Source organism: Ruminococcus sp. 1001136sp1, assembly GCF_039841815.1.
GTDB classification, from domain to species: domain Bacteria; phylum Bacillota; class Clostridia; order Lachnospirales; family Lachnospiraceae; genus Blautia_A; species Blautia_A faecis.
On sequence record NZ_JBDPGY010000013.1, the window covers coordinates 1 to 25,887 of the forward strand.

A 25,887-nucleotide genomic window follows, 5' to 3' on the forward strand; every position below is an offset into this window, starting at 1 on the left:
TACTTACTCATTGCCACTGCTGTAGGTGGGTCAATTTTCCTCGTTAAAACTGGGTCAGTTTTAAGTATAAATCAACAGACGAAAACGGTCTAAAACGTCCAAAAACACTGATTTTTGCTGAAATCCACATTCAGAATTCCTTATATTTACTGGGGGTTAAAGGGGTGATTTTCCCGATAAAATTCGGTTTTTATCGGTGTGTATTCTGCTGATATTTTTATGCAAATTTATACTCCATAATATCAAATTGTGCTATAATCAGCTTATATTTATGATCGGGAGGAAGGTACAAATGACAGTTGTTGAGCTTGAGAATAAGTTACGTGAAATGAGTGAGATTAAGAATGCAAAGAGAACAACTATGATACATCTTTTTGGTGTACTCTATGCAGATGAAATGAGGATAGCAGGAATATCCCCAGCAGCAGTGATTAAAGCCGCAGGAATACAACCGTCCTATGTGGTTGAAATTAATAAGGGAATAAATCTTGCAAAATACTTGGAGCTGAAACCGGAATATAAAGATCAGTTCTGATGTCTTAATTGTGCAAAAAGAAATCCCCAGACTGCCTATATCTGGGGAAATCCGTGTTGCTACTCATATACTCTGGCAACAGAGGGGAGGTGTCTTTGTTGGATAACTTTACATCTTTCTGTTGCAGTATAGCACATACGGTTCTAAGAATCAATATAAGAAATGGCGTTCCAAGTCCGTTATATCGTATCGGGCTATTTTTCCAGTTAGTGTGCAATTAAACCACATTCACCCCTTACGACAAAACCGAAACAGCGCAAAGATTAAAAGTACCCCCCACCCACCTATATCATACTAAAACACTAGGATATATCAGCAGCAACACACACAAGCCCAATAGACCACACAATCAAAGGATCATACACGACCAACAACATATATCAGAAAAAAGATTCTGCATAGCATCCAGACTGACAATCACAGAAAAAGACATTCCCACAGCCTACCCATATATAGCAGACTGTACAATATCAGCCCAGATCACCCAAACCAGATAACCATACATCCCACAGCAGACAAGAACCATATAACGTTATCATGTCAGAGCGGATCACAGTACAAGTCCCAGATTTTCACATAGTAAATCAGTCTTACCCATACAATCACAGCTCAACACACCATACAGCCAGATTATTACACAACCACATTCCCATTTTGGGAATCTGCTTAAATCTGGTATAACATTCTGCACTACTCAGTAATAAGCCCTACAATCAAACAAGATCCCACTCTTGGCAGAATACCACACATCAAATCATCATATCGCACCACAGCCCCTTTTTCATTCACTAGGATTTTCCCAGTGAGAAGTATCTTCCAATCTGACATAACAATTCGTTCTATCAGCTCATATTACCAGACACAGCTCACACCAGGTACACAGAACACCACACCAGATCACAGCCCGACACAATAAAAGCCATAGGACAATATAAGCCTATGGACTGTATAACTCATGGATCATTACAGATAACACCATGTCATTGTATTGTATATCTCTTGTTACGGTCTGCATCACATCAACAGTCTATCCCATAATATCACACCACATTCACGGCAGATAACACAATCATTTTCTTCTGATCCGACACAGCGCAAGCATAACAGACCAACACAACCGGAAGCTAACACCGGAAACCATAACGCAAAAAAAGAAGCGGTATATTTCAACCGCCTCTTTATCATTCTATACCCAGTATGTAATTGACTGCTTTTTCTGCTTTACTACTTGCAGATACAATAAACTTGTTATCGTTCCTGAGAACCTGAAGCCAACTTTCAATGTATGAAGCACTGTTTTGAAATGTTCCTTTTGTTTCAATTCCAAGATAGTTGAGAATAAAAGCTGAACCAATTTCTGCTACTAATTCCTCTTTGCTGTATGTCTCAGAACCAAATGAAGCAAGGTTACTTGTTTCTAGTCTGTTCAATCTGTTCTTACTGCCACTTGAATGTACCAATTCGTGAAAGGTAGTTCCGTACCATTCCGGCGTGTTCATAAACTGTTCTTTAAGCGGTACAACCACTGTGTCAATTAATGGGGCGTAATATGCTCTATTGCTTTTGCATTCATTGAAAACAAGTTGTTCCCGATCCACATAGTCTTTTATAACTCTGTCTGCTTCCTCAATCGGTTCGATTTTTGTATTGAGCTTTTCTTTCAGTGGCTCAACGCCTTCAACCTGTGAAATATGGAATACATTGTAATACCTAAGAAGTGGTAGCTTCTTCTTTTCAATCTCACCTTTATCATTCTTTTCTTCAACATCAATGATCTTCCAGAAAACTACTATTTCAGCTTTGGCACCTTTTTTAATGTGACCGCCTAAATCTTTCCACTGTTTGAAAGTTGCGTACTCGCCCGGTTTTTCCAATATAGCTTGATTTATAAGGCTATAAGGTTTTTTGCTAACTCTATTGAATGCACCAGACCGAACACCAGTCCAAGGTTTTTGCCATGGAATTGTTCCCTGTTCTAACTGTTTAATGATTCTTTCCGTTACCATTTCATATACATTTAAGCTTGCCATATGCTTGACCTCCTATTATGTGGTGCTGTAGTTCCTTTGTTGAGGTCAATTATATTATATGGGTACCCATATTACAAGACGGAATAATCACTAAAAAAGGTACCCATATTTTGTTTAATTTTATGGGTACCATACAAAACATTATTTTTCGCGTTTTATTTTTTCGTCTATTGCTTCATTTACAAATGCGTTTAGGCTCTTACCTGTTTTAGAAACAAAGTCCTTGATTTCTTCTTTCTTTCCTTTTGGGACTCTTATTCTTAAATCTTCATATTTGGTTTTTCTATATTCTTCTAATGATACATGTTGTCCATCTACAATATATGGTTTTTTATCTTCTGGCATTGGGTTCCTCCGTTCATTAAGCATTTTTTTCATTATAGCATAAAGGGATAATTTTGTACAGAGTGATGGTACCCATACAAAATGCACAAAAAATTATCCGAAAATGGTACCCATAATTGTTAAACATCCCATCTTGCAATATGGGTACCCATATCATATACTAGAGCCATAAACAAAACAGCAACACACAAACGAAGAACACAGCGAAGGGTGAAAACGAAGTAGCACAAGCACACCGGAGACACTAACATAACACCAGATAAGGGTAAGCAAAGACGCATAAGCAGTTGAGATTGGTTTAAGACCTACTGGGGCTGATGTTCTTCCATAAAGATGAATAACAGGAGGAAAAAGATATGTGTACAACAATGAACGAATTAGAAAAGGTCGTGGCAGATTACAGATCACTCAAGGCAATGAAAGAAGAGCTTGACGCACAATTAAAGGATGCAGAGCGTGAGATGATTTCTTACTTAGACAATAACAACAAGCTTTCAGAATCCGGTAAAGATTTCACTATAAAAGTTTCAACTTGCGAGCGCCGAACACTGGACAGTAAACAGCTTGAAGCTGATCTCGGATCACTGGCAGATTATCAGAGGGTTTCCCAGTACCGCAGATTATATGTAAGATAAATTTCTTATCCTTGCGGTGGAGGTCAACCGCAGAAAGGTGAGAACATGAAACTTCAGGATTTAACATTTGAAAGAATTGAACACTATGATCCTTTAAATTCAAGAGCTAAAAAGAACGGTACCGTTTCAGAGTGGGTCGCAAGAAATGATTGGGGTAATGCTGTAGCTTTTGGAAACACTAAAGCAGAATGCTTGCAGGATGCTCGTAGATACATAGCACTTCAGAATAGTTAATCATCAAAGTGGTCACAGCCACTATAAACAGGGCTTCAAGCTGTGAGCGTTGACCGTCAGAAATGGCGGTCAGGTAGTCAAACATAAGGAGGAACAACAACATGAAAGAAACAAAATATATCAGCTATGAAGAGCCGATAAATGGCAGAAGTTTTACATACGAGCAGATGCAAGAAGTGTACAGAGATCTTGCAGACAAAAAAGAATATCAAGATTTTGACTGTTGGTTTACCGATATGTTGAAATCTGGCGTGTTTGAAACAATTTAATAGTAACAAATGGGGCTGTCAATTAGGCAGTCCCGACAATATAAAATCAATCAACCAACAGGAGGAAAACAACAATGATGTATTGCGAGTTTATTGACATTTCCGAATACGGAGAAAACTATATCACCTTCACAGAGTACCAGGATTACGTGGAGCCTATTTACATGGAGTGTGACATGTCCAAACAGGATTTTGTAGCATTACTGAAAGAAACCATGCATCAAATGGTAAGTCCAGTTGTAGAAAGAGCAATCCATAGCTTACCTTTACCGGATAAGTTAGCAATCGCATTTAGTGACGAAGAGCCGGTTGAGCTTCTGGATCACATTGCAAAGATTGACTTTGAAGCGCGAAAACTTGTGTATCAGTATTTGAAGCTGATGTTGACAATCTAGTATTAAATAGCTGTCCTATCGGCTTATCGGGGAGAAAGGTGTAGCCCATGTACAGAGTATCATTTAGTAAGCCTGGTTGTGAATATACCAGATCTTTTGACACGGCGACAGAGCGTGATAAGTTCGCTGAGAGTATGAGAAAAGCTGGATATCATGTTACGACTTGGGAGGTGTAGCACATGAAGGACGCAATAAAGACCTTGTATGAACACTGGATAAACGTACATACCACATCTTTAGATGAACAATCAGCTTTTGAAGCAATCAATAAAGCTGCTAAAGGTCAAGCAGAACATGATCCGCTGTACACAGCCATTGTGGAGTATTCAGAAGTAATCCAGTATGAGGCTTTTAAAGAGGGTGTGCTTACAGCCTTGAGCTTATTGCACCCATTACCAGAACAGGGGGACAATAATATATGAAGGAATACGGTTTATCTGATGAAGAATTAAAAGCACTTGGAGAAAAAACAGTAGCGAGCGGAAAAAATCTATTGTTGGGTGGAAAGTCAGAGCCTAAGCAAGAACCGCAGGAAATGTGGGATGGAGATTTTGATTTCTTGATGGACTTCTGGTTTTAGAAAAGGGGGCAGAACAATGTCAGACTTAGGAAATAAATTAATGGAATCCATGTTTAATGCCTGGTGTGATGATGAATGCAAAGAGTTCACACCGGACCATAACGATTACAGTCATAGCTTACCAGAAATTGTTGATTATATAAGCGAGCTAACCGGAGCTTCCAGAGAGCAGAAATACCGCATTGAACATGAGCTTGAAGATCTTGTAAATCGGACAGAAAAGAACACTTTTGCAGATGGATTTTACATAGCTATGGCGGTAGCAACAGGAAAATTATTTTAATAGCGAGGGGGCAGAACAATGACACAGAACGTAAATATTGCAGTAAAAACAGAATCAGGACAGATAAAGAAAATAAGCCATGGTGTGATCTTCCAGCCTGAGACACAATTCAAGGGTGGATCTGTTAAATGGTTTGATGATTCCAAGTTGCTAAAACCAGAATACAGAAAATAAATAAGCTCGTCATGGCGAGGATAAAAAGGACTTCAGGCCATGAGCGTTGATTGTTGGGACAGATCCTGACAATCAGGTAGTCGGCTAAGTACATAAAGCAGGAGGAATACATAAATGTTAGCAGAAGCAAGGGAACTGTACAATTACACGGTTGGAAATGAACCATTCAGAAGCCAGATCGAAGAGATCAGAGATAATCATACAGATTATGTGATGGCAAAAATCAAGATCAGGAGCATTGTTTTTAGTGCTGATCTTCAGTATGGGAAAGATTACTGTTCACGTGGAAAGTCCTGCTTTACTATCCAGGATATTGATTCTGTATTTGTAAAGATTCTTGGAGATATGTATGACTTATGGTGGTAAGGGAGGATAAGGAAATGGAAGCAGTAAGGGAACCAGAGGTAATTAGACTGTACAGAGAAGACGAGGTTGTAGAGCTTGTAGCTAAATATCTTCTGGCCAACAAGAAACAGGAGCAGGAGAAACAGCATAAGCAGAGAGTAAGGCAGATTGTAAATCGACAGCGTAAACGCCAGCTGATAAGGGAACTGTTGATCTCATTACTGAAGCAGATCGCGGCTATTGTATTCATAGCGTTGTTCCCTTGGCTGATTTGCAAGGTAACCGGTGATCCAGAATACTATGGGATGTATCTTATGGCTGCACCGATTGCGCTAGGAATGATCTGGGACTTACTCAAGGGAAATTGGAGGTAGAAGAAAAATGAGTGATCTTAATAGATACTATGTCAAATTAAAATTAACCTATGAATATGAGGTTATAGCCACTTCATCAGAACAGGCAGAAGAGATTTCCAGAAGAAGATTTGACCACACCCCTAATTTTACTGTTAATGATGTTGAAGTAGAGTTTAAGGATATTGGAGGTAATAAGGCAAAATGAGAAGATTACATTGTGTATTTCAGGACGGATTGATTCTTGGAATCTGGATGTGTCCTGATGAAAGATTCTATTACCATATTGCAGAGGCAGACGCAACAGAACCACTCACAAAAGAAGAGATTTGGGAAATGCTTGATTATGCAGTGGCATTCCATAAGGGAACTGGTACAGTCAACTATTTCTGGGATATGATGGCAGAATTAGTAAAGCCTGAAGATTTACAGATATTAAAGGAACGAGCAGAAGCAATTGTTGAAGGGGGAGCAGACAAATGATAGTTATTACAAACGGAACAGAGTACATATATTTAGACGAAGAGCACCAGATCCAGAAGACAACAGATATAAGTAAAGCAAGGACATTTACATTCCAGGGGTGCAGTATTTTCATAAGGGAAAATGTTAAGGCAACCAAGGGTTTTTATGCCTACGATACGGAAACACAGCGTATCTGTTACAGACGAAAGAAGAAAAAGTGTTTCCCAAAGACCACAAGAATGATGATCTACAATCAGGCAGACGGACGTTGTGTATTATGCGGTAGAAAAATCAAATATGAGGACATGACAATAGACCATGTCAGACCTACGTCATTGGGTGGATCAGATTCAGTGGAAAATCTTCAGTGTACATGTAGAACATGCAACACCTTCAAAGATAAAATGCTCCCGGACACGTTCTTTGATCGGATCAATGAAATCTATCTGTATCAGATGGAAAAGAAGTATGGCAAGAAATTGAAATGGAAACTGGCGAATAAGTTAATTAAGAGTGTGGCACGGTAGGAGGACAAGACAATGTGGACGAGAGAGATTTTAGATTATATAGAGCAAAATAAATGGAAGGATGAAATGGTTCCCGAGCGTTTGAAGTGTTTCTTCACAACATGGACACATGAGTATATGATCGGGAAAAATCAGGACGAATGCGAGAGCTTATTGAAGAGAATTTATGAAAATGCAGAGGTGGCAGGATTTATGGACTACAAAGAGTTTAAGGAATATATGCTTCAGTTTGTAAATTAGGATTGCACAGGAGAGTAGAAATTATCGACTCCCCTATTGAACTAACAGACAGGTAGCAGGACATAATAAAGGAGCAGAAGCACAATGAGCGGAAAACTTGATAGACGAGATGAAGTCCGGTTTATTGCCTATCTGGAAGCAAACCATTATATTCCAGATAATAAAAAAGGCAGTGGAGGTAGCCATTACAAGTACATATCAATACTGACAGGATATCATGTAGAGATCAAGCACAAGCAGAATATTATGATAACCAAAAGGCTGATAAGGGAAGTAAGACAAGATTTAGAGCGAAACGGATACAAATGTATTCCGTACTAGATTTCATAATGTTGTAAAAATATTATATTATCATAGAAAAATCAAACAATTTATGCTATATTTTACTTATAATCATGCAATATGATGAGAATAGTGATATTGAAAATATTTGCATAATTATTAAAAAGGATTGCTTTGAAATTCACAAGTGAACAAGAAAGTTATGAGGTGTGTGTATGGGAAAGGAAAGTTTTACATTAACAGAAAAAGAGGAACGAGAAATAAAAGAATTATTGAAGCTTGCAGATAAGAGTTTATCCACGGATAAAGCAATATTGTTTGATGAAAAAGGATACAATGAGGTATTGGGTTATGATGCTATAAATTCAAGAAGAATAGATGACAGAGAGCTAGTGAAAGTGGAGGCTGTACCTAGTGGGCTGGGAAAGATATTGAGCATATTTGGAGGAGCTGCGGTTACTGAGAGTATAGGAACGGGGGCAGCCGCTTCTTTTGCTACTGGTGCAGGTATTACAATGGGTACGATTGTTTTACCTGTTGGAATTGCCGCTTTTTTGGGAGGAATTACGGTAGGAGCGGTGGCTCATTCTATAGCTTCAAAAAAAGATCCTGAAAGTAAGCGAAAAACTGCAAATTATTGTAAAGAGTTTAGTGAAAAAATGAATGAAATTAATAAGAAACATGAACAAAAAATAAAAGAAATGGAAGAACGTCATATTAAGGATCAAAAGGAAATTTATGAGGATAAAAAGAAGATTGCTGAGTATGAGGCAATATATGCAGCTATGAGAAAGAAATATGGTCCTATGGCAGATCTTTTCTAATAATTAATGAGGGAGATTATTAATGGTAGATCATTTTTATGATGTGCAAAAAATGCTTCAAGATGATGCAGACGATTTACTCAAGCGGTCGGATCAATTATTAGACAAATGGGAAAAGGATCAGGAGAACAATGAGCGTTTGTCGGCGCAGTCAGATAAGGAACTTGCAAAAACTGAAGCTTGGTTAGAATCAATTGGTATTGACGTTGCTTCTATAAAAAAAGAGGCTGCGATAAAAGGAAAAATAGAAGCGGATAAAATGATTGCTAAGAATGAAAAAGAGGTAGCTGCATTTCTTGCAAAAGCTCCGGCAGAAATTGTTACATATGATGATTTGGTAGAGAGAGCTATAAAGCGTGGATATACCAATACCAGCATTCAGGATTTGCTGACGGAAGATGAAATTAGGATTGCAGATGAACGTCTTATTGCAATAAACAAGGAATTTTCCAGGGAAACAAAGCTAACAAAAACGGATATTATATTCCTTGCTACAGCAACGGCCCTTCAGGTTATTCGTCAATATGTACTTGATCCATGGCTCAAAGAACAACGAAAGAATGCAAAGAGTAATGATGAAAAAGCACATGGAAAACAGGATTCTGGCTGGTACTGGGTTGATACAGATAAAATTCTTATTAATACAGTTCCATTTGATGTAAATAGACGTGGAAATTATGAAACAGTGCAGGATTTTTTGAAAGGTCATAAAAATCATAGAGAAGCTACATTGGGACATGATCCTATACTCGGTTGGGTTTTCGGAACAATGAATATTATGACTGGAACAATCACCAATTCAACATTTCAGACCGCACATGTAAAATATGTTCCAGGAAAGGGCAACGTCATTCATTCTATGGCAAGTACTGGTACAATGGTAATGAAAGTACAAGATAGAGTTTTGAATGATGGAAAAGATGGAAAAATTGCATTGGGATATGCGCTATTAAGAGAAGCTATGCACCTAAAATCAGATGTAAATACAACGCATGGTTTACCGTTGCCTCTTATTAATGCAATTAATCCCAAAATGGGAGAAACTTTAGCTAAGTATGGAATTGATGCTGCAAGTGTGGGGACAGAAGTTGCATTTTCTGTATTAATAAATATGATTATTTCAATGGTACATAGAATTATAAAACCTGAAGGAGAGGACGAAAAGTTATACGAAGTCAGAACCAGAAAAATATTGTTGTATTCGAATCTCATAGCGTCTACAAGTAATCTGGTTGCAGTAGGAGTCGGAGCAGCAGTTGGTACAGTAAGTGAAAATCCAGATCTTGTAAAAAAGTCTATAAGTTATCTGGATGTTGGAGGCTTAATTGTTACGATAGCCAGACTCTTTTCTGATGTAAGGTTCATAACGAAGGTCAAAGAAGAATTTATTATGAATAAATTAAATGAACAACTTCGGGATGAAATTGCACAGCTGGACCGTATGTTGGAAGAGATGTAAAAGTATATGTCTAACGCTGGCGAAGATATTCGAAAATAGGGATTGAGAGAGCACAAAAGAGGGCTGCCGTGTTGATCGGTAGCCCATGGGAAGAATACGGCTATTGAATAGTGGAAACCTCACGAAGTAAATGAATTACTCTCATATATGTTGAAATTTGTTCTCGGGTAGGTGGCGATAGGTTGTAGTCATCTTGTAGCAAAATTAGTAATTTAGAGCAGTACATAATTAGATCACAAAAATTATCGCCGTTTTTAATTTCGTTAATATCTGGAAGCTCATTTTTTAAGTTATCAGACACAAGTCTTTTGAGAGATTCCACAATACTTGAATAAAACATATTTAAAAAATTAAAAAGGTTATTATACTGTCCATTTACTAGTTGATCTTTAAGTAGTGATAGTAGATTATAATAATTAGTGTTCACTTGTTGGGCGGTTTGATAATTTTCTTCTTCAAGTTGTTTATTTATATTTTCTTCGATATATAGTTTTTGACGAATATCTTTTCTATTTGCAAAATCATTATATTTTGCAGCTAATGCTGTCAAGTCATTAATGCAAGTACAATATTCATTAGAGTTCTCAGAATCTACCCCAAAAAGTGGAATATTAATTAAAGCTAAACTAAGCTCTGGATTAAAATATACTGATCGGCGAAAAGTTTCCAATGCATTTAATGCAGCTTTTTGGTTCTCTTGGGGCTGATCTGAAATTATTTTGAATAATTGTTGTTTTATGTTTGAAAATTCGCTATTAATTACAAGTTTTAATTGCTCTGGTGAATGAGACTGAGGAATATATTTGTTATGAAGTATATTCGATTCTTGTACTGAATGTAATTGATACCATGATGTATCGGAACTAAGTGGCTGTTGTATAATTTGTTCAATATATGGTATAACAGCGGAATCCTCATTTTTATTTAATAGAATACTATAAATAGACAATAAATCTTCTTTACTTATTTTTTGGGTTTTACCATTTTCAATATTAGGAAGCCAATATTTTGAGTGACCACTTTTTTCAGATAATTCATAAGCGGAGAGGCCATTTTTTTTCCTAAGCTCAACAATATTTTGGCGTAAATTATCAGTAATTAAAAGTTTATCCATTTTCATATAATTCACCTGCTTTCTAATGATGTTAGTGTAATATAAAAAATGAAGAAAGTCAAACAAAGAATAAATAAGTAAAAAAAATACTTATTAAGTATTGACACAAGTTATTAGGTGTGATATTATGCTAGCCATAGAAACAAAAAAAGAGATCAAAGCTCCTGGCAGAGCAATGACCTCTCAATATGCACAGATCATCAAGAATGAAGAATCCATACATAACCTTCGACAAGTTAAGTATAGTCTATTTTTCATTTCGTGACAATCCGAAACGTTTGTTCGAATATTCTGTCATATTACCCAATACATAAACACCTATATTAAATAGGAAGAAACAGCAACAAGCAACACAATCAATACCAGTACCATGACAACTTTATACCTGCATCAGCAACACAGCCCACAGGACTATTTTTATATCTTTCAGTGAGACTGCTTTATTTTTTGCACCCTTTTTTAAGAAAAACAGCAATATGTATTTTACAGAATGTAATTCCTGAGAAATCGGAAGTAGAGAATGAACCAGATCACCATATTTTTTTACACATTGGGTTACAGCTGAGATAAAGGTAGACAAAAACTTAATAGGGAGGAACTTTATGGAATTATCGAGATCAGATTTTCAAATCCTGAACGTGCTGAAAGAACATCAGTGTACGAATTATCAGGAAAGCATGACATTACAGGAGATTATACCAGAGTTACCATTTTCCAGGGTTACTGCTTACAAACGTTTGAAGAAACTATGTGATATGGGATATACCGCAAAGGGCTGTCAGGCGGAGCAAGCCGATACTTATTACATCCTGGACAAGGGTATCAAAGCGGTGGACATAAAGGATATGGCAGACTTGGAAGATTGATACGTCAAAGATAAGTCCTGATAGCATCAAGTAAAAATGAAGATATAGAAAGGAATGATTACATATATGTCAGATACATTGAACAGGTCGGATTACCTAGTTCTAAGCACACTGCATGAACTGGATATGACAGATCAATTTCACGGCATGACAATCGCAGAGCTACTGGAAGAGTCACAGAATGCTCTGGGTACACGAATGACGGTATATCGGATTGCCAGTAAGCTTGTGAAAATGGGATATCTTGCAACAGGTGTATTGGACAACCATGCAAACACGTACTACTTATTAGAAAAAGGTCGCAAATTATTCAAGGAGGATAAAGCAGAATGAAGATCAGAGAGAATTGTTACATGTTAGGGATTGGAAGCACCGGAGGAAAAATCTACAAAGAATTTGTACAGCGTCATTATAAAGGAGTTGCTGCAAATGGTAGCGAACAGGATCACAAAGCGCTTGGAGACGTACCAAACAAATATACCTTACAAGGCTTTGATGGATTCGGTGGACATCGGGAAAGAGCTATGGATTGTCTGGTTGGAAACGAAGATTTCATCAAATTTGTTGAAGGAATCAAAGAAGACATTGTGTTTATTCTCTTTGCCGGAGGAGGTTCTACTGGATCAGGCTGTGCGCCAATTGTTGCAGAAATGCTCCTGGAAGAAAAAGACGAAGAGGGTAATCCGGTGAAGACGGTGTGTCCGGTGATTGCGTTACCTGCATCTGGTGAATCTCTGGCAAAGCATAAGAACGCCTATGAGACGGTGCAGGAGCTTCAGGAGATTGAGGGACTTGGAGCCACATTCTTTTTGAATAATGACAGCAACGAGAACTACGATTATATAAATAAGAATTTTGCAAATATGCTGGATGAATTTCTTTCGAATGAGAGCTACGGCAGACAGAACAATTTTGATGAATCGGAAAGATTGGAAATGCTGAAGGATAGCGGAGCAATGGTTCTGAGCGTAACAGGAGATGGAACAGACAGCAAGATCAAGCTTGAAAAGCTGACCAAGAGTGGAATTTTTGCACCAATCGAGGACAACTACATCTGCGAGAATATCGGTGTCATTCATTCAAAAAATGATAAGTCAGATATTGATTCTGAGGATGTAATTGCAGAGGTCGGAAAACCAGATAATGTGTTTGAAGGTTTCAACGGCAGGAAGACAATCATTGCTGCAAGTGGCTTGGATTATCCGGTATCTCATGTAAAGAAGCTTGGCGAATTGGCTGTAAAAGCTAATGCGGAACGTATGAGAAATAAGAAAAGCACCAGAGCAAAGCTTGGTTCACTGGAATTACCGGAAGTAGATATAACAGAGCAGAAAGAAGAACCTACAAAGAAGAGAATGACAAAGTTGGAACTTCTGAAAAAGAGAAGAGGACAGTAAAGGTTAAGTACATCTTATGTTATGTCAGAGAAAAGTCATGTATCAATGGTGAGGATAAATGGGATATGGAGAAGCAGCATAATGACTTAGTTGTGTTACAAGCTAACGGTTTAATTCATCTGGTCGGCAAATCTGAAAATAGAATGCCAGAATCAAGATTCGTAGGCGGTACAGTTCCATGGTTTGATGACAGCAAACTTTTGAAGACCAACCGAACCGGAAAGTCAGCCAGAGGGTATGAAGTAAACAAATAATCGGATTCAGGCAGTAGATATAAAAGCTACTGCCTGGAAGATCAAAGAAGAGAAGGAGAACATGGATATGAGTAACAAATTAGTGAAGAAAAACAGATTTGAGAACATTACATTTACAGAATTAGGACTTGATGAAGATTTTAATTTCTTAGAGGCACCATGCTGTGGATGCGGTAACAAAATGACTTTTGAAACAGATGATATTCAGCAGTTTTGCGGTGATATGTTGTATGAGGATGAATGTGATTGGTGCGGACTTTTTGTAATTAGATTAAATGGTACAGTTTTGGTGACATTGAAAACAGGATGTACTGAAGAAGATATTAACTTTATGGAAATGAAAGTACCACATGGAAATTATAAAAATATTGGAGATATTTTTGACGAGATGGAATTACATAAGTATGGGCTTCTGGTTGAGGTGAGAAAAGGTGAATATAAAATAATTGAAGAATGAAACAGCTACAAAAATAGAAGTAACCGGTGAACAGGAAAACGGCGGTGGAAAATCTGCCGCCGATAATGATAAGGAGAATATGAAAATGAGTAAGAAGAAAATTGATTTAGAGTATTGGTTTTGTGTTAAAGATGGCTGTGTAACATATGAACTGTATAGAAAGGTTCTTCGGAAAATTAATGGAAAAACTGTAACCATGTTAAGAGATAATATGGGACAAGAAATGCCTATAAAGTACTTCAAAAAAAGTCTGACTGATCGTGAAAAGAAGACAATGGTTAAGCTCTATAAAGAGCTTTACATTGAGGATGCTAAGTTTAGAGCTTTTAAGGATGGAAATATTAAAGAAGCTGATCCTGAGGTCAAGAGATTAAAAACTATAAGTGTGGAAGAATACTACAAGGAAATCCTGGAAGATACACATAATACATATAGCTATTTGTTTGAATATCCACAGACTATTGAAGATACAGAGTTTTTACTTAAATCCGAACAGGAACAATTTCCTATGTAAATAAAAAATAACCCACACGGCGGTAGACTTACCACAATCTACCGCCAGAAAGGAGAGAGTGCATGAAACCACCAAAAGAATACCTGAAGAACCTAAAACACCACACGATCACTAAACAGATGTTATCAGACTGTCTGTTTAGCATAAACAACAGAGCACTCAACAGCCGTGATAATGAATACAAATACACACATTACATTCCTGATCCATACGGCAATGCAAATAAGTACCGCAAAAAGAAACAAGAATACTACGGCATGAAGAAAGTCCTGTTATCAGTCCTGGAACCGTCCCATATCCAAAAGGGTGAAGTTCTACAACGCAAGCGTACATATGATTATGAGGAAGGTTACGAAGATATATTAAAATCTGGAAACTACGTCAACAACAGTGGCTTCTACGATCCAGACAGAAAGGAACACGTTGAGTTCGTGGTGCAGATGATTCCAGAGACAGTCTATTATTTGACATACACACTAAGTAACCGGACATTTCGTGTACCACTGGAAGAATCTGAGATTAAACAGTATCCAGATTTAGAAGTAGTAGATGTAGGACGGATAACGCCAGTATACGGAGATATTACCGCAGATATGTTATCGGTTCAATTTGTGGAGAAGATTCTGCTGCTGATAAAGAACAGAAACTACACGCTGATTTTTGAGAATAACACAGAACAGGAAACAGAAGTAAAAGATGAACTGGCAGCAGAACCGGTTAGTGTTGAATGAAACGGCGGCCATGCTGGAAGAATAATTAAGAATGAGAGGAAAACAAACATGTATAAAGGACCAAAGACAAAAATGTATATTGTACGTTCACTGAATATGGTGAACTGGCTGTGTAGCCACGGATTCAAAATCTTAAAAGTGGAAGATTCTGAGAAAGATGAAAAGTTAAAGGTGTTCTTTTTTGAAGAATCTCCGGCCTTACACCACACAATGATGATGTATCGAAAGGAAGTGTGATTGTATGGCAAACGGCAAAGCAGCAATTAGTCAGTATTTCTCAGAACTTATCGGAGATTCATATAAAACCTGGAAGAATACAAAAATCGTCATGGACGGTGGTACTGGTACTGGAAAAACATTTTTCAATCTCAATATACTTGGAATATACGCAAAAGATCAGAGAAAACGTGTACTTTATTTGTGTAATCGAAAGGGGTTAAAACACCAGATTATCCGTGAAGTACGTGCTTTAGAGTTAAAAGAGACAGTATATGTAATGACATATCAACAGCTGGAAAGTTTTATAAATTCTAATACAATAATTGGTGATTTTGATTACATTATTGCTGATGAATGCCATTATTCCACGAATGATGCAAGATTCAATGATTACACGGATATATCATACAATTTCCTGAAGAACCAGACCGGGAATGTAGTTATCTATGTAAGTGCTACCGCAAAGGTATTTTTTAATCATTTACTGAAAGAGAAAGTTTCACCGGATCATTATTTTAACATTCCTAAGAAATATGACTATGTGAAGAAATTCTACTTCTATCAAAAGAAGGCTTTAGTAAAGAAGGTTGAAGATATTCTGGCACAGGAAGAAGATAGTAAGATTGTGATATTCTGCAATGCCTATGACAGAGTATTGGAATTATATAAGGTGTTCGGAGATAGAGCTTCTTATTGTGCTTCCAAGAATGCAAAAAAATTGCAGGCCATTATAAATGAAAATGTAATCTACGAGCATGAGGATGGAACAGTAACATTTGATAAGAGAATCCTGATTACGACAAAGGTACTGGATAATGGTATTGATATCAAAGATAAAATGGTGAAACACATTTTCAATGAAATTTTTGATGCAGATTCAGCTATTCAGGCATTTGGAAGAAAACGTCCGGTAGATGCAGATGATACTTGTACATTTTACCAGAAACTTTATACCAAACAGGCAATCCAAAGTATGCTGAATACTGACAACAACTATGTGAAGCAGATTGATTTGTTTAAAAATGATTACGACCAGTTTTATAAAATCTACGGAAATAATCGTAGAGTGATGCAAAGAAATCCTATCTTTTACTGTAATTTTGGCAAAAACAAAGCTGATGGTAAACCGGACTATCATCATATGAGATATAACAAATACAAGATGGATATTGAAATTTACGATGACATGAAAAAAACGTCATATGAAGATGTGATTCTAAATTTATTCGGTGATGATATCCGATCCAAGGCTGAGTGGTTGGATATATACATAAATGAGAAGGATGAATTTCTGGATTACCTGCATACTCTGGAAGGAAGATGGTTATTTGCAGAGGATCGCAAGGAGCTTGTGAAGTGGTTTGAGAAAATCGGAGTGAAACTTAGACGTGCAGGAATTAATACTTTGAACGGTGCACTGCAAGATTATTATGGTAACAAGTATAAATTCAGATTCCGGAATAAGCAGCTAGACGAGAATGGAAAACTCACTAAGAAAAATCTAGTGGATAAAAGAAAATTATTGTCGGATGGAACAACTAATCCACATAGAGATAAAACTTATTGGGTATTAGAAGAAATTAACTGAAAATCGTCTTGGGGGGAAGAATGGCATTTTACTAAATATTATAGTGAAGTGTCAATCTTACCCCCAGAAGAAAATATTTGTATTATCAACATATAAGTAATAATTGGATTCAAGATTGTTATGTCATTGAAAAAGCAGCCTGAAATAAAAATGTGCAAAATAGGGTTCAAAAAATGCACATTTTGATTTTTAAACCCTTTATTTTATTGGGATTGTAGGGGCGTTCCCTAAAGAAGAGAGATATGTAATTAATAGATGAAGATAAAACTCAAAAACATCAAAAATGTTAATATTGTTATAATTACATAATAAATCAACAAACAATCAATTTCGAACGAACAAGCTGTGAAGCTTTAGCGGAACAGCTTGTGAAGTGATGACAAGCATCTTTAGATGCGCGGCAGGAATCTGGTGGAACACCAGGCAAGTAAGATAAAAAATACTTAACTTATCTGTCGTTCCGACAGAGGCTGACGCATTCACTACGCCAAAGCTACGTTCATTTGTCATCACTTCTGAATTTTTCGCTAAAGCTTCAAAATTCATTCGTTCTAATCAGATTAACTCTCAAAATAATAAGTTGTAGAAAATAAAAATGTGCAAAATGATGAATAAAAAATGCACATTTGAGTCTGGAAAGCCGCATAAACACTGGGTTTCTGAGCTTTTTTCGTAAAGAAGAGAATAGGGGAATATAATCTGTTGTTCTGTGTGTGCCGGGAAGTAAATTTGTGTGTTTTCACTGAATGATTTATCTGATCTGCAAGGAGCTTCTAAAACTAAGATACCTATACATATTGATTGTTTAGATGGGGAGTCAATTCAGTGGACACCCATATATCAATCTTCTATGACAGGATTAGCGGTAGCAACTATTACTATAGCAATGACTATTTTGCATGAAATCGAGGTAAAAACAGATGATGATTTTCTAGACTGACAATTTAGCACTGCTTGATATTTGGGCGAAATTTGTGTTGAATTGATGGGTATGTGCGCTTACTGAGAAAGTAAGAATTTTGAGCTGCTGACAGAATCATGTTGGACTTTACGGTGCAATTTTCGCTGTGAGATTTTGCAGAATAAATGAAAAACTGAATAAGAAGAACTGTATGTAACTGGATGAATGATCTTTACTAGGAAATTCCCAGTGAAAAATAAACCACAAAAATTTAAGATCAAAGGAGAGTAACATTATGGCAAACAAAAACTTACAAGGAACAATCGAGTATTACATCAAGGGGCAGTACGGACTTATTAAAGGTGAAGACGGTAAAGAGTATTGCTTCGGTAGAAAGGCGGTAACTGCAAGAGCGAAACTTTTCAATGGTGATGTTGTGAGATTCACAGTAGATCAAAAGCACCATATTCTTGCTTCAAAGGTTACATCTTACGTAGCTGTGAGATCAAAGATCAGGAAAGCATTGGCAAATAAAGGATATAGCTTCCAAAGCGAAAAAGGCGGTAAGTGGAGCATCATTGTAAAGAATGGTGATCGGAAGATGGTTCTGGAAGAATACGGACATATGACTTTACCAGAAGTTGCAGAATGGGTGAAAAGTGCTAAGAAACTTACTACGGAGGATATTGATAAGATGTTTGTAAAGAATGATATGAAGAGCAATGTGAAAAATGATGACTGTAAGATTGGTGGACACGTTGTACCGGATGATATGGCAAAGAATTTTGGGGTACCGGATGATGGTACAGATATACCAGTTAAGAAGTCATTGGAAGAAGCTGCTAGTGAAGCAGACGTAAAAGTGGACACAGAAATTATCCATGTCCACCGTTACTTTGCTTGATTTGATGATTGACTAACCTTTTATTTGCTGATCAGCTTTTGGTATTGCTCGTCAATATGCTCTGAACTGATTTCTGGATCATCCTGTTCCAAAGTAGCATTCAGGCAGAGTTGATTGTATACAGCAATTGCTATGAGCTGATCGGCAGAAAGGTTAAACGCTTCCTCATCTGTGATTTCAATGAATTTCATATTTAGTTTTCCTCATCCATTATTTTGTGTTGATACTACATATATTATACGAATGAGACTCGTTGAAATCACACGAAAATTGAAAAAAGTTCGAATTTTTTTGAAAATAAATTATTTTTCTAATGAGAAGTAGTTAAGGATGGGACGAATGATAGGTGAAGCCCCTATTCCATCAATACATATTTGTGGGGATTGGCGAAAGGCTGGTTCCTGAATATTAGAAGTCTGGGAGAAAATACATTATGATGAAAGCTGAAATAAAGAAAAGCAGTCAGGAAATTATTGGATCTTACAAAATGGATGCAACCTACAGAGAACCGGAGTTTGCAGATTTTGTGACACGTAGGGAATTTATCAACAGAACAGGGGTGTTCGTTTCACCGGAGTATTTTTTACATATCTATGAGGACTATAAGAAAGCCGGTGTTTCGCTTAATGAATTTCTGGATCACTTTGAGAAATACAATTTTGAGATTGTAGAAATGCCAATGTCAGGCACATTCAAGTATTGTGTTTCTGATGATAGTGTGAGCGGATGCGGTATGTATAAGGAAGAGAACCATGAAGCAAATGTAGTAGAAGCCTTGAATGCTGCTGTACTGAGCAATTATCACAGTCGGAAGTACGCAGATAGCATTGTTGAAAAATACAAAGATCATATGGACAGAGAAGAAAAGCATGTGCAAGAAAATGTATTACTGAATGCAATAAGCAACGGCGTACATTAATTCTTGATGATGTGGCAGGAGAAATTATCTTCTGTCATTTTCAACAGTAAACTTTGAACAGAAGGAGAAAATTTATATGCAAGAAAATGATAATAATTCACTAGCTGAGACACTGGTAAATTACGAAATGCTTATTGAGATGATCCCTGAGTTGGGAGAAGTTGTTTACACTGGGATGGTAACGTTGGATGCAGCAAAAGCGGTATTCCAGGAGTTGTCAGAAGTAAATCAAATTGATTTCGTGGAATCGTTGGACTGTGTGAAACGGATGTTGCAACAACGTGATAGTAGAATCAAAGAGATGGAGAATGATATTGCTGCAAAGACTGTTGTGGAAACTCCGGCTGATTATATACCCTTGCAGAAAGCTAACAGAGACATGGAACGTCAGAATGAATTTCTCGAAGCAAGGATCAGAAAATTGGATAAGGAGAACGGACAGTTGAAACGTCAGCTTGCAGAGCTTCAGAGAAAGCAAGATCCAGAACAGGAACGTTTGAAGAAGATCCATGAGGCTGTGCAGCTGTTCAGCGGAAAAACAGAAGTCTATCTGAATGATATAGATAAATACGCCTGGTTGCTTGATGATTTGCAGAATATTCCGGAAGAGGATTTGGAAGAATATGTTAGATCAATTAAGGCTGTAAAGAGTTGGGCGGTTAGCATGGACCAGAAAGTTGACGGATTGATGGACAAAGTTGGATGATTTGTGCTGGTGACACTCCGGGAGGATGAATTTTGTCCTCTTAGGGGTGTTTTGACCGGATTTTACTCAAAATTGGCAAAAATGCAAAAATGGCAAATCGTAGAACCCTTATAAAATAAGGGTTTTTCGGGGGTCGATTTTCCAATGAAACTATAATTTTATGGAGATAATTTTCAAGAAAAGTTATAGGTATTTATAGGAGATTTTTTGCGGTAAGAAGCCCAGAGGAAAATGTCTCCCCTGGGCTAATAGTCTTACTTGATGGATTGGAGAAATTCTAAGCAATTTTCTTTGTTGACAGTTGCTCTCAGTTGGACGTAAGGTGTCCAGTTGTCTGTATTATCTGTTGAAATGCTGTAAAATGCTTTTTGCTTCCAGAATTTTAAAAGACCAAGTTTTTCAAACTCAGCTTCATGAGCTTGTATTTCTTGCGTAGAATATTCAGCAAGAGAATTTGGATAGTAGGGATATCGGTTAGGCAAATAAACTTCTTCCAAAAGCAGTCGTGTTAATGTTGTATTCATTGCGTCACCTCCTTTCTTTTGGGTTAGGTTTATTATACAACAGACCAAGGGTATCATTCAGTATCATCAGGTATCAAGTTTTGTTTTTTTATAGATTATATTAAAAGGATGGGGGATGTATCATAAGTACGAAATTGGTAGAAACACAAAATCTAAACATTAATTGGCTGAAGCAGAATGAAGATGGAAGTTATACAAATGAAATTGTTCTATCGGAGTCTAAAGAACAATCCACTAGGAATCTTTCTAGTGAAAGTGAGCTACACCGGATTTTGAAACATATATATAAGAAGGAACACGGTCATATTGAAGTAAATGAAGCTGGTCGGGAGATTATTCCATATCTAATTACATTGGAGATTGGCAAAAACGTAAAGCGGTACGATGTGCTGAAAGAACATGGTGGAATCTTAAAAGTGACCCGGGGTGAGGTGACTACTGAATATGTATCTGAATTTTGCGGTGCTTCTCATTCCAGGACTCAGAAAAATCTATTTGTGGATCGTAGCATTAAAGACAAACTGGATGATATCCTGCTATGCGGAATTCCAAAGAACACAGATTATCCAAAGCCATCCAAATGGAATGCTTACTATGCACTTGTGACAACGAACAGTAAGTCAGTATCAACACCGAATATTGTTGTAATTGACGATTTTGAGAAAGCAGTTATGGAAACTGTAGATGTGGTAAAGGTTACTGGAAGCGGTGAGCAGAAAGAATATCAGGTATTATCGCCTACAGAGAAAGAGATTCCAATATTGCCTTTTGATGGTGCAGGACTTGTTACACCTGAATGTGCGTCAAGGTGGGCTGAAGAGTTAAACTGTAGAAGTAAACGGACCGGCAGAAGATACATTCCGTCATGTTTCCAATTCAGATGTTTGCCAGCGTTGAAGGGTGAAGCTTTTACATTTGATCTGAGAGCGTTTGCCAGAGAAAAAGGAGTAAGCAAGATTATTGATCTTGGCGGTAGAGAATGGGATATATTCACGGATCAGATTGATATGATTGTCACGAAATCTCAGTTTAAATTCTGGAATCTGTATCTGGATAATGTAGGACTATTTGACTGCCAGAAATGGAAGAGTGCTTTTGAGGAAGAAGTACATGGATATAAACGAACTTTCAATATAGCAAAATACGCAGATGCACCAGAAGATTTGAAGAATACAAGTCTATTGAGCTACCAGCCGTTGCAGACACTTAACTTTACTGCGGATGAAGCGGAACAGCTGGTATTGGACAGTGTGAAAGCATATCAGAAAATCACTTTCAGCGTAGATGAATTTTTAAAATAATGTGGTGTGTCTGAAGATGCAGAATATATCAAGCCTTATTACCAAGCATTGCAGTATAATCACAATCTGGCAAATGATGAATATGTCCGGGCAAAGATGCAGAATGATATTAAATGTATGAAGAATGAACTGTTAAGCGGTAAACAAAGAGTCCACGGACACTATGAGGTATTTTGTCCCGATATTTACGGTCTGGCTGAATATGCTTTTAGTCTGGAAGTAAAAGGATTGCTGCCTAATCCATGGACAACCTATTCAAAATACTGGTCTGAGCATGATGTGTCTAAAGTAGATGTAATTCGAAATCCGCATATTGCTATGGAACATAGGGTGTGCCAGGTGGCAACCAGTGCTGAGATGCAAAAGTGGTACAAGTACCAAGAATGTACAATTGTGTCCAGTATATATGATACATTGGCATTGACGTTATCTGGGGCAGATTATGACGGAGATACCGTTTGTACTACAGATTGTCCGCAGATTATTAATGCTGTGAAACGTGAGATTGAATCTGGAAATGGTAATCTGATTGTAAAAGATGGAGAGTCCGGCAAAGAATTAAAGTCAGTGATTATATCAGATGTGCCGGGACTTATGGAAGTTAATGCCAGAGGTTACAAGAATAATATAGGTAGTGTGATCGACAGGGTTACGGATCTATGGACATTATCGGAGCTATATCCCGAATGTCGTAAATATATTAAGATTGGTACAATCGTGGGTGCCGAGACTATAGATTTTGCTAAGACTGGGGAGAATGCATCTTTTCCAGTAGAAGTATTGAAATTTCTGAAGGATAAGAAAAAGGGTTACTGGATGCGCTATCTTGAAAAAAATCTGGCAGCAGCCCAGGACGAAGCTTTGTCTATGAGTAATGCAGAATTTTTTGGTGGTGATCCAGATAAGAAGAAGCGGTTTGTGGATTACGATTGTAACATGAATAGGTTGTGCCACCTTGCTGAACAGAAGATTGCTGAGATTGACAAGCAGACTGAAGTTGTGTCAGAAGAAGACTTTGATTACAGGACTTTGTTATCGGGAAATGTTCATGCGAACAGAGATGTATATAGGAAAGTGCAGATTTTACAGGATAAATATAAAAAGCTGGCTGATGGTATCAGAGCTTCATATAAGAGCAAGGACAAGAACGAAAAAGCCAACATTTCTTTGAGATACAGAATGTTTTATGAGAAGTGCCGTGCAGAGCTTCTGTATATTGTACCGGATATAGACAAGCTGTTGGATATGCTGATCCTAATTTATTATACAAAGAGAGACTTTAGGGATAACCAAAAATCCAAAGACTTATTATGGAATGCATTCCCGGAAGAGATGATTGCTAGAGCAAAGAGTGAGAATATCAATAAACAGGTTGATTTTAAGAAGTTATCAGTGAAGCACCATAAGAACAATCTGGCTGAGAGCAAGAAAAAACGCACAGGAAAAATCACGATTGCTTCAATTGATAGGTCGGATTGTGCTGATAATGAGGTGATCTTTTATAAAGAAGATCGTGAGGAAATCCGCAAACTGATATTGAAACATAAGATTGTGAAGCGTAGTGACAATCAGGTGAAGTATGAAAGATTGATTGCGGTGTTATTGTATCTGAGCCGAAAGATGAATATACAGACATTGACTCTGAGAAATAATTGTCCGGGAGAGTTATCTTATCAGAACATTGCAATATTGGCTGGTGTAAATAATGATTTTATCAAACCTGCGCTGAAGAATCTGAAGGAATGTTGTGCTATTAGTATTGAAACTATGCAGAGTGGTGATCTGAAAATTGATGTATTGTATTATGGCAAACCGTTTGGTGAGATATGGTTCAGTACGGAAGATTATAACCAAGCCGGGGTGAAGATAAGGGATTACTTCAGGCTGGATAAGGCTGCGTGAAAATATTTTTCAGTTATCGTGAAAATGGAAGTTGATTTGTAACATATTTTTTATGTTATCATCAAAGGTCGAAATTTAAGAAGTCGAATCCCTATAATGGAAAAAGAGGAAAACACACAATATCTGGTATGATAATCGAAAAAAACTATATAACATAAGGAAAAAAACTGGAACCAGTGCCTAATAGGGGTGCTGGTTTCTTTGCGTGAAAAAATAACGAAAGGAGCAGAAACAATGAGACTAAATGAGATTGTAACAAGGTATTTAGAAGCTAATGGAATTTCAAAGAAATATCTCTCTGAATGTATCGGCTGTGATTTAGCTGTGACTTACAAATGGTTGAATGGTGAGATTAAGACTTTGCCAGCGGATAAGTTAAAGAAAATTCATAGCTTCTTAAATGGTGAATATTACAAGTCTATTGAGAGTGTGATGGAGGATTAAAGGATGGAGAGAACGGTTAAGTTGGATGAAGCTAATTATGGATTCCTGATTCAGACGTTACAGGAAAAATATTATTCCACTGTGGATATCGAGGAACTACGAAAAATTAATGAAATATATAAGGCTCTGGGCTGTAAGTCGGAAACATGGCTATCTATGATGGAGCCGAAGAAGAATCAGAAGGAGAAAAACTGAAATGAACAACAATTTTGAAATTAATGACTGGGTGAAAATCACCATGAAGAACAAATCAGTAATCTGCGGTCAGGTTGCAGCACTTGGCAAAAAGCTTGTAGATGGTGAAGAGCATGACTTCTACCAGGTACGTGTATTGGATGATCGTGAGACTACAGTATTTGATGTGCAGATGCAAGCTATTGAAAAGGTGTATACGAATGTGGAACTGCAGGACTGGGTTATAGAAATTGCTGCTAAATATGGAATATATGTAGGTGATAATTTGGATTTGAGAAGAAAATTAGCAAATAGCGTGATTGGACTTGCAGGACACTGGGCTGAACTTTCTGAAGATGAGAAAAAGATATTTGGCTATTTTGCGGCTAATCCATCAATGGTTATGGCAATTATGGGAATGGCTAATACATATATGTCTTGCTATATGAGTACACAGGCTGATTTTATAGAATATATAGAAAAACAAGCCGAAAAAGATAAAGCTGAACAGGACAAGGGTATAGCTGGTTTTATGGAAAAATACTATCCAAAAAGTGATAATTCCCCTTTGTCTGGGTATGGATTATCTGGTTATGGAGGAGAAACATCATGGCAACGTATAAATCACTAGAATCTCTGAAATCTGCCATTCTTAAAGAAGTCCGTTCCGCTGTAGATGCAGCCGCGCAGGAATCCAAGAATGTACTTCAGAAGAATGTGGATGAATTTTATACCATTCCGGAAGGGCGTTATCACAGAATTGGAATGCTTCAGGCAGCGCCGCAGCTTGATACTGTGTTTGAAACCAAGAATGGAGCTATTGCACAAGTTTCTATTAACACAGGTACACAATATGATCCAGCTGGAAGAGATACGGAGACAATCTATGGTTATGCGGAGGCTGATGGTCTGATTGGTAAAGGTGGATTCTGGGAAAGAAGCAAGGAAGAAATTCCGAAGATACTTGAAGAAGAAATTGAGAAGAGGCTGGGCTAAG

At 37.3% G+C, this 25,887-nt stretch carries 42 protein-coding genes; 37 read left to right on the forward strand and 5 right to left on the reverse strand.

Features of this window, described 5'->3' with window-relative positions:
* The first annotated feature begins 292 nt into the window (after positions 1 to 292).
* The gene (locus ABHC48_RS12565) at positions 293 to 535 is read left to right on the forward strand and encodes a hypothetical protein (protein WP_347505587.1); all 243 of its coding nucleotides are present in this window, start codon (positions 293 to 295) and stop codon (positions 533 to 535) included.
* 1,181 nt (positions 536 to 1,716) lie between these two features.
* Here the strand turns inward: ABHC48_RS12565 and ABHC48_RS12570 are convergent.
* Positions 1,717 to 2,565 (reverse strand): zincin-like metallopeptidase domain-containing protein, encoded by an 849-nt coding sequence (locus ABHC48_RS12570; RefSeq protein WP_347505588.1) that lies wholly within the window; start codon positions 2,563 to 2,565, stop codon positions 1,717 to 1,719.
* A gap of 141 nt (positions 2,566 to 2,706) precedes the next feature.
* The gene (locus ABHC48_RS12575) at positions 2,707 to 2,910 is read right to left on the reverse strand and encodes an antitoxin (RefSeq protein WP_347505589.1); all 204 of its coding nucleotides are present in this window, start codon (positions 2,908 to 2,910) and stop codon (positions 2,707 to 2,709) included.
* Positions 2,911 to 3,266: 356 nt separating this feature from the next.
* On the opposite strand from ABHC48_RS12575, the gene ABHC48_RS12580 reads away from it, so the two are divergent.
* From ABHC48_RS12580 to ABHC48_RS12660, 17 genes are all read left to right on the forward strand, one after another.
* Positions 3,267 to 3,545 carry a hypothetical protein gene (locus tag ABHC48_RS12580; RefSeq protein ID WP_148462937.1) on the forward strand — a complete coding sequence of 93 codons (279 nt, stop codon included), beginning with the start codon at positions 3,267 to 3,269 and terminating at the stop codon, positions 3,543 to 3,545.
* A gap of 45 nt (positions 3,546 to 3,590) precedes the next feature.
* Entirely contained in the window at positions 3,591 to 3,779 is a 189-nt protein-coding gene (locus ABHC48_RS12585; protein ID WP_148462938.1) for a hypothetical protein, read from the forward strand.
* Between the two features lie 101 nt (positions 3,780 to 3,880).
* Positions 3,881 to 4,048 carry a hypothetical protein gene (locus ABHC48_RS12590; RefSeq protein WP_347505591.1) on the forward strand — a complete coding sequence of 56 codons (168 nt, stop codon included), beginning with the start codon at positions 3,881 to 3,883 and terminating at the stop codon, positions 4,046 to 4,048.
* Between the two features lie 74 nt (positions 4,049 to 4,122).
* Positions 4,123 to 4,443: a hypothetical protein gene (locus ABHC48_RS12595; RefSeq protein ID WP_347505592.1), complete on the forward strand. Its 321-nt coding sequence runs from the start codon at positions 4,123 to 4,125 to the stop codon at positions 4,441 to 4,443.
* A gap of 179 nt (positions 4,444 to 4,622) precedes the next feature.
* A complete protein-coding gene (locus ABHC48_RS12600; protein ID WP_347505593.1) occupies positions 4,623 to 4,865 on the forward strand; it encodes a hypothetical protein in 243 nt (80 codons plus the stop codon).
* Complete coding sequence (locus ABHC48_RS12605) at positions 4,862 to 5,023, forward strand: hypothetical protein (protein WP_173770042.1); 162 nt, start codon at positions 4,862 to 4,864, stop codon at positions 5,021 to 5,023. Before ABHC48_RS12600 ends, ABHC48_RS12605 begins: the two co-directional genes overlap by 4 nt.
* Positions 5,024 to 5,039: 16 nt before the next feature.
* The gene (locus tag ABHC48_RS12610; protein ID WP_347505595.1) at positions 5,040 to 5,306 is read left to right on the forward strand and encodes a hypothetical protein; all 267 of its coding nucleotides are present in this window, start codon (positions 5,040 to 5,042) and stop codon (positions 5,304 to 5,306) included.
* 18 nt (positions 5,307 to 5,324) lie between these two features.
* Positions 5,325 to 5,480, forward strand: a complete 156-nt coding sequence (locus tag ABHC48_RS12615; protein WP_347505596.1) for a hypothetical protein — start codon at positions 5,325 to 5,327, stop codon at positions 5,478 to 5,480.
* A 114-nt stretch (positions 5,481 to 5,594) separates the two neighbouring features.
* Entirely contained in the window at positions 5,595 to 5,846 is a 252-nt protein-coding gene (locus tag ABHC48_RS12620) for a hypothetical protein (RefSeq protein ID WP_347505597.1), read from the forward strand.
* Positions 5,837 to 6,199 (forward strand): hypothetical protein, encoded by a 363-nt coding sequence (locus tag ABHC48_RS12625; protein WP_347505599.1) that lies wholly within the window; start codon positions 5,837 to 5,839, stop codon positions 6,197 to 6,199. The genes ABHC48_RS12620 and ABHC48_RS12625 overlap by 10 nt, the downstream gene beginning before the upstream one ends.
* A gap of 7 nt (positions 6,200 to 6,206) precedes the next feature.
* Positions 6,207 to 6,386, forward strand: coding sequence for a hypothetical protein (locus tag ABHC48_RS12630; protein ID WP_347505600.1), 180 nt, complete (start codon positions 6,207 to 6,209; stop codon positions 6,384 to 6,386).
* On the forward strand, positions 6,383 to 6,661 hold the full coding sequence (locus ABHC48_RS12635; RefSeq protein WP_148462943.1) for a hypothetical protein: 279 nt from the start codon (positions 6,383 to 6,385) through the stop codon (positions 6,659 to 6,661). Before ABHC48_RS12630 ends, ABHC48_RS12635 begins: the two co-directional genes overlap by 4 nt.
* The gene (locus ABHC48_RS12640) at positions 6,658 to 7,170 is read left to right on the forward strand and encodes an HNH endonuclease signature motif containing protein (RefSeq protein ID WP_347505601.1); all 513 of its coding nucleotides are present in this window, start codon (positions 6,658 to 6,660) and stop codon (positions 7,168 to 7,170) included. Before ABHC48_RS12635 ends, ABHC48_RS12640 begins: the two co-directional genes overlap by 4 nt.
* Before the next feature lie 12 nt (positions 7,171 to 7,182).
* Positions 7,183 to 7,410 (forward strand): hypothetical protein, encoded by a 228-nt coding sequence (locus tag ABHC48_RS12645; RefSeq protein ID WP_347505603.1) that lies wholly within the window; start codon positions 7,183 to 7,185, stop codon positions 7,408 to 7,410.
* Between the two features lie 84 nt (positions 7,411 to 7,494).
* Entirely contained in the window at positions 7,495 to 7,731 is a 237-nt protein-coding gene (locus tag ABHC48_RS12650) for a hypothetical protein (protein WP_195409659.1), read from the forward strand.
* A 176-nt stretch (positions 7,732 to 7,907) separates the two neighbouring features.
* Positions 7,908 to 8,516: a hypothetical protein gene (locus ABHC48_RS12655; RefSeq protein WP_347505605.1), complete on the forward strand. Its 609-nt coding sequence runs from the start codon at positions 7,908 to 7,910 to the stop codon at positions 8,514 to 8,516.
* Between the two features lie 22 nt (positions 8,517 to 8,538).
* A complete protein-coding gene (locus ABHC48_RS12660; RefSeq protein ID WP_347505607.1) occupies positions 8,539 to 9,975 on the forward strand; it encodes a hypothetical protein in 1,437 nt (478 codons plus the stop codon).
* 100 nt (positions 9,976 to 10,075) lie between these two features.
* Here the strand turns inward: ABHC48_RS12660 and ABHC48_RS12665 are convergent, their stop codons facing one another.
* On the reverse strand, positions 10,076 to 11,095 hold the full coding sequence (locus ABHC48_RS12665; RefSeq protein WP_347505609.1) for a helix-turn-helix transcriptional regulator: 1,020 nt from the start codon (positions 11,093 to 11,095) through the stop codon (positions 10,076 to 10,078).
* Positions 11,096 to 11,691: 596 nt separating this feature from the next.
* Between ABHC48_RS12665 and ABHC48_RS12670 the strand changes: the two genes are divergently transcribed.
* The 11 genes from ABHC48_RS12670 to ABHC48_RS12720 all read left to right on the forward strand — a co-directional run bounded on the left by ABHC48_RS12670 (position 11,692) and on the right by ABHC48_RS12720 (position 18,920).
* Positions 11,692 to 11,955 (forward strand): hypothetical protein, encoded by a 264-nt coding sequence (locus ABHC48_RS12670; RefSeq protein WP_347505611.1) that lies wholly within the window; start codon positions 11,692 to 11,694, stop codon positions 11,953 to 11,955.
* A 66-nt stretch (positions 11,956 to 12,021) separates the two neighbouring features.
* A complete protein-coding gene (locus ABHC48_RS12675) occupies positions 12,022 to 12,288 on the forward strand; it encodes a hypothetical protein (RefSeq protein WP_347505612.1) in 267 nt (88 codons plus the stop codon).
* Positions 12,285 to 13,352 (forward strand): hypothetical protein, encoded by a 1,068-nt coding sequence (locus tag ABHC48_RS12680; protein ID WP_347505613.1) that lies wholly within the window; start codon positions 12,285 to 12,287, stop codon positions 13,350 to 13,352. Before ABHC48_RS12675 ends, ABHC48_RS12680 begins: the two co-directional genes overlap by 4 nt.
* A gap of 65 nt (positions 13,353 to 13,417) precedes the next feature.
* On the forward strand, positions 13,418 to 13,606 hold the full coding sequence (locus tag ABHC48_RS12685; protein WP_347505614.1) for a hypothetical protein: 189 nt from the start codon (positions 13,418 to 13,420) through the stop codon (positions 13,604 to 13,606).
* Positions 13,607 to 13,673: 67 nt separating this feature from the next.
* Positions 13,674 to 14,063, forward strand: coding sequence for a hypothetical protein (locus ABHC48_RS12690; RefSeq protein ID WP_347505615.1), 390 nt, complete (start codon positions 13,674 to 13,676; stop codon positions 14,061 to 14,063).
* On the forward strand, positions 14,053 to 14,577 hold the full coding sequence (locus ABHC48_RS12695; protein WP_347505616.1) for a hypothetical protein: 525 nt from the start codon (positions 14,053 to 14,055) through the stop codon (positions 14,575 to 14,577). The genes ABHC48_RS12690 and ABHC48_RS12695 overlap by 11 nt, the downstream gene beginning before the upstream one ends.
* A gap of 62 nt (positions 14,578 to 14,639) precedes the next feature.
* Positions 14,640 to 15,308, forward strand: coding sequence for a hypothetical protein (locus ABHC48_RS12700; RefSeq protein ID WP_347505618.1), 669 nt, complete (start codon positions 14,640 to 14,642; stop codon positions 15,306 to 15,308).
* Positions 15,309 to 15,356: 48 nt separating this feature from the next.
* Positions 15,357 to 15,545, forward strand: coding sequence for a DUF5659 domain-containing protein (locus ABHC48_RS12705; RefSeq protein WP_347505620.1), 189 nt, complete (start codon positions 15,357 to 15,359; stop codon positions 15,543 to 15,545).
* A gap of 4 nt (positions 15,546 to 15,549) precedes the next feature.
* Positions 15,550 to 17,115, forward strand: coding sequence for a DEAD/DEAH box helicase (locus ABHC48_RS12710; RefSeq protein ID WP_347505622.1), 1,566 nt, complete (start codon positions 15,550 to 15,552; stop codon positions 17,113 to 17,115).
* 733 nt (positions 17,116 to 17,848) lie between these two features.
* The gene (locus ABHC48_RS12715) at positions 17,849 to 18,055 is read left to right on the forward strand and encodes a hypothetical protein (protein WP_347505623.1); all 207 of its coding nucleotides are present in this window, start codon (positions 17,849 to 17,851) and stop codon (positions 18,053 to 18,055) included.
* A 256-nt stretch (positions 18,056 to 18,311) separates the two neighbouring features.
* Positions 18,312 to 18,920 (forward strand): hypothetical protein, encoded by a 609-nt coding sequence (locus tag ABHC48_RS12720; protein WP_347505625.1) that lies wholly within the window; start codon positions 18,312 to 18,314, stop codon positions 18,918 to 18,920.
* Between the two features lie 20 nt (positions 18,921 to 18,940).
* Here the strand turns inward: ABHC48_RS12720 and ABHC48_RS12725 are convergent, their stop codons facing one another.
* Complete coding sequence (locus tag ABHC48_RS12725) at positions 18,941 to 19,111, reverse strand: hypothetical protein (RefSeq protein WP_347505627.1); 171 nt, start codon at positions 19,109 to 19,111, stop codon at positions 18,941 to 18,943.
* Between the two features lie 242 nt (positions 19,112 to 19,353).
* Here ABHC48_RS12725 and ABHC48_RS12730 point away from each other — a divergent pair, with 242 nt between their 5' ends.
* Both ABHC48_RS12730 and ABHC48_RS12735 read left to right on the forward strand, forming a co-directional pair.
* Positions 19,354 to 19,839, forward strand: a complete 486-nt coding sequence (locus tag ABHC48_RS12730) for a hypothetical protein (protein WP_347505628.1) — start codon at positions 19,354 to 19,356, stop codon at positions 19,837 to 19,839.
* 76 nt (positions 19,840 to 19,915) lie between these two features.
* Positions 19,916 to 20,545: a hypothetical protein gene (locus ABHC48_RS12735; protein ID WP_347505629.1), complete on the forward strand. Its 630-nt coding sequence runs from the start codon at positions 19,916 to 19,918 to the stop codon at positions 20,543 to 20,545.
* Between the two features lie 254 nt (positions 20,546 to 20,799).
* On the opposite strand, the gene ABHC48_RS12740 is transcribed toward ABHC48_RS12735, so the two are convergent.
* Entirely contained in the window at positions 20,800 to 21,069 is a 270-nt protein-coding gene (locus ABHC48_RS12740; RefSeq protein ID WP_347505631.1) for a hypothetical protein, read from the reverse strand.
* 272 nt (positions 21,070 to 21,341) lie between these two features.
* On the opposite strand from ABHC48_RS12740, the gene ABHC48_RS12745 reads away from it, so the two are divergent.
* The 6 genes from ABHC48_RS12745 (at position 21,342) to ABHC48_RS12770 (ending at position 25,886) form a co-directional block, all read left to right on the forward strand.
* Positions 21,342 to 22,370, forward strand: coding sequence for a hypothetical protein (locus ABHC48_RS12745; RefSeq protein WP_347505632.1), 1,029 nt, complete (start codon positions 21,342 to 21,344; stop codon positions 22,368 to 22,370).
* A 6-nt stretch (positions 22,371 to 22,376) separates the two neighbouring features.
* Positions 22,377 to 24,272: a hypothetical protein gene (locus ABHC48_RS12750; protein ID WP_347505634.1), complete on the forward strand. Its 1,896-nt coding sequence runs from the start codon at positions 22,377 to 22,379 to the stop codon at positions 24,270 to 24,272.
* Positions 24,273 to 24,506: 234 nt separating this feature from the next.
* Positions 24,507 to 24,716: a helix-turn-helix transcriptional regulator gene (locus tag ABHC48_RS12755; RefSeq protein WP_347505636.1), complete on the forward strand. Its 210-nt coding sequence runs from the start codon at positions 24,507 to 24,509 to the stop codon at positions 24,714 to 24,716.
* 3 nt (positions 24,717 to 24,719) lie between these two features.
* Entirely contained in the window at positions 24,720 to 24,911 is a 192-nt protein-coding gene (locus ABHC48_RS12760) for a hypothetical protein (RefSeq protein WP_347505638.1), read from the forward strand.
* 1 nt (position 24,912) lies between these two features.
* Positions 24,913 to 25,521: a hypothetical protein gene (locus ABHC48_RS12765; protein WP_347505640.1), complete on the forward strand. Its 609-nt coding sequence runs from the start codon at positions 24,913 to 24,915 to the stop codon at positions 25,519 to 25,521.
* A complete protein-coding gene (locus tag ABHC48_RS12770) occupies positions 25,500 to 25,886 on the forward strand; it encodes a hypothetical protein (RefSeq protein WP_347505642.1) in 387 nt (128 codons plus the stop codon). Before ABHC48_RS12765 ends, ABHC48_RS12770 begins: the two co-directional genes overlap by 22 nt.
* Position 25,887 lies beyond the last annotated feature (1 nt).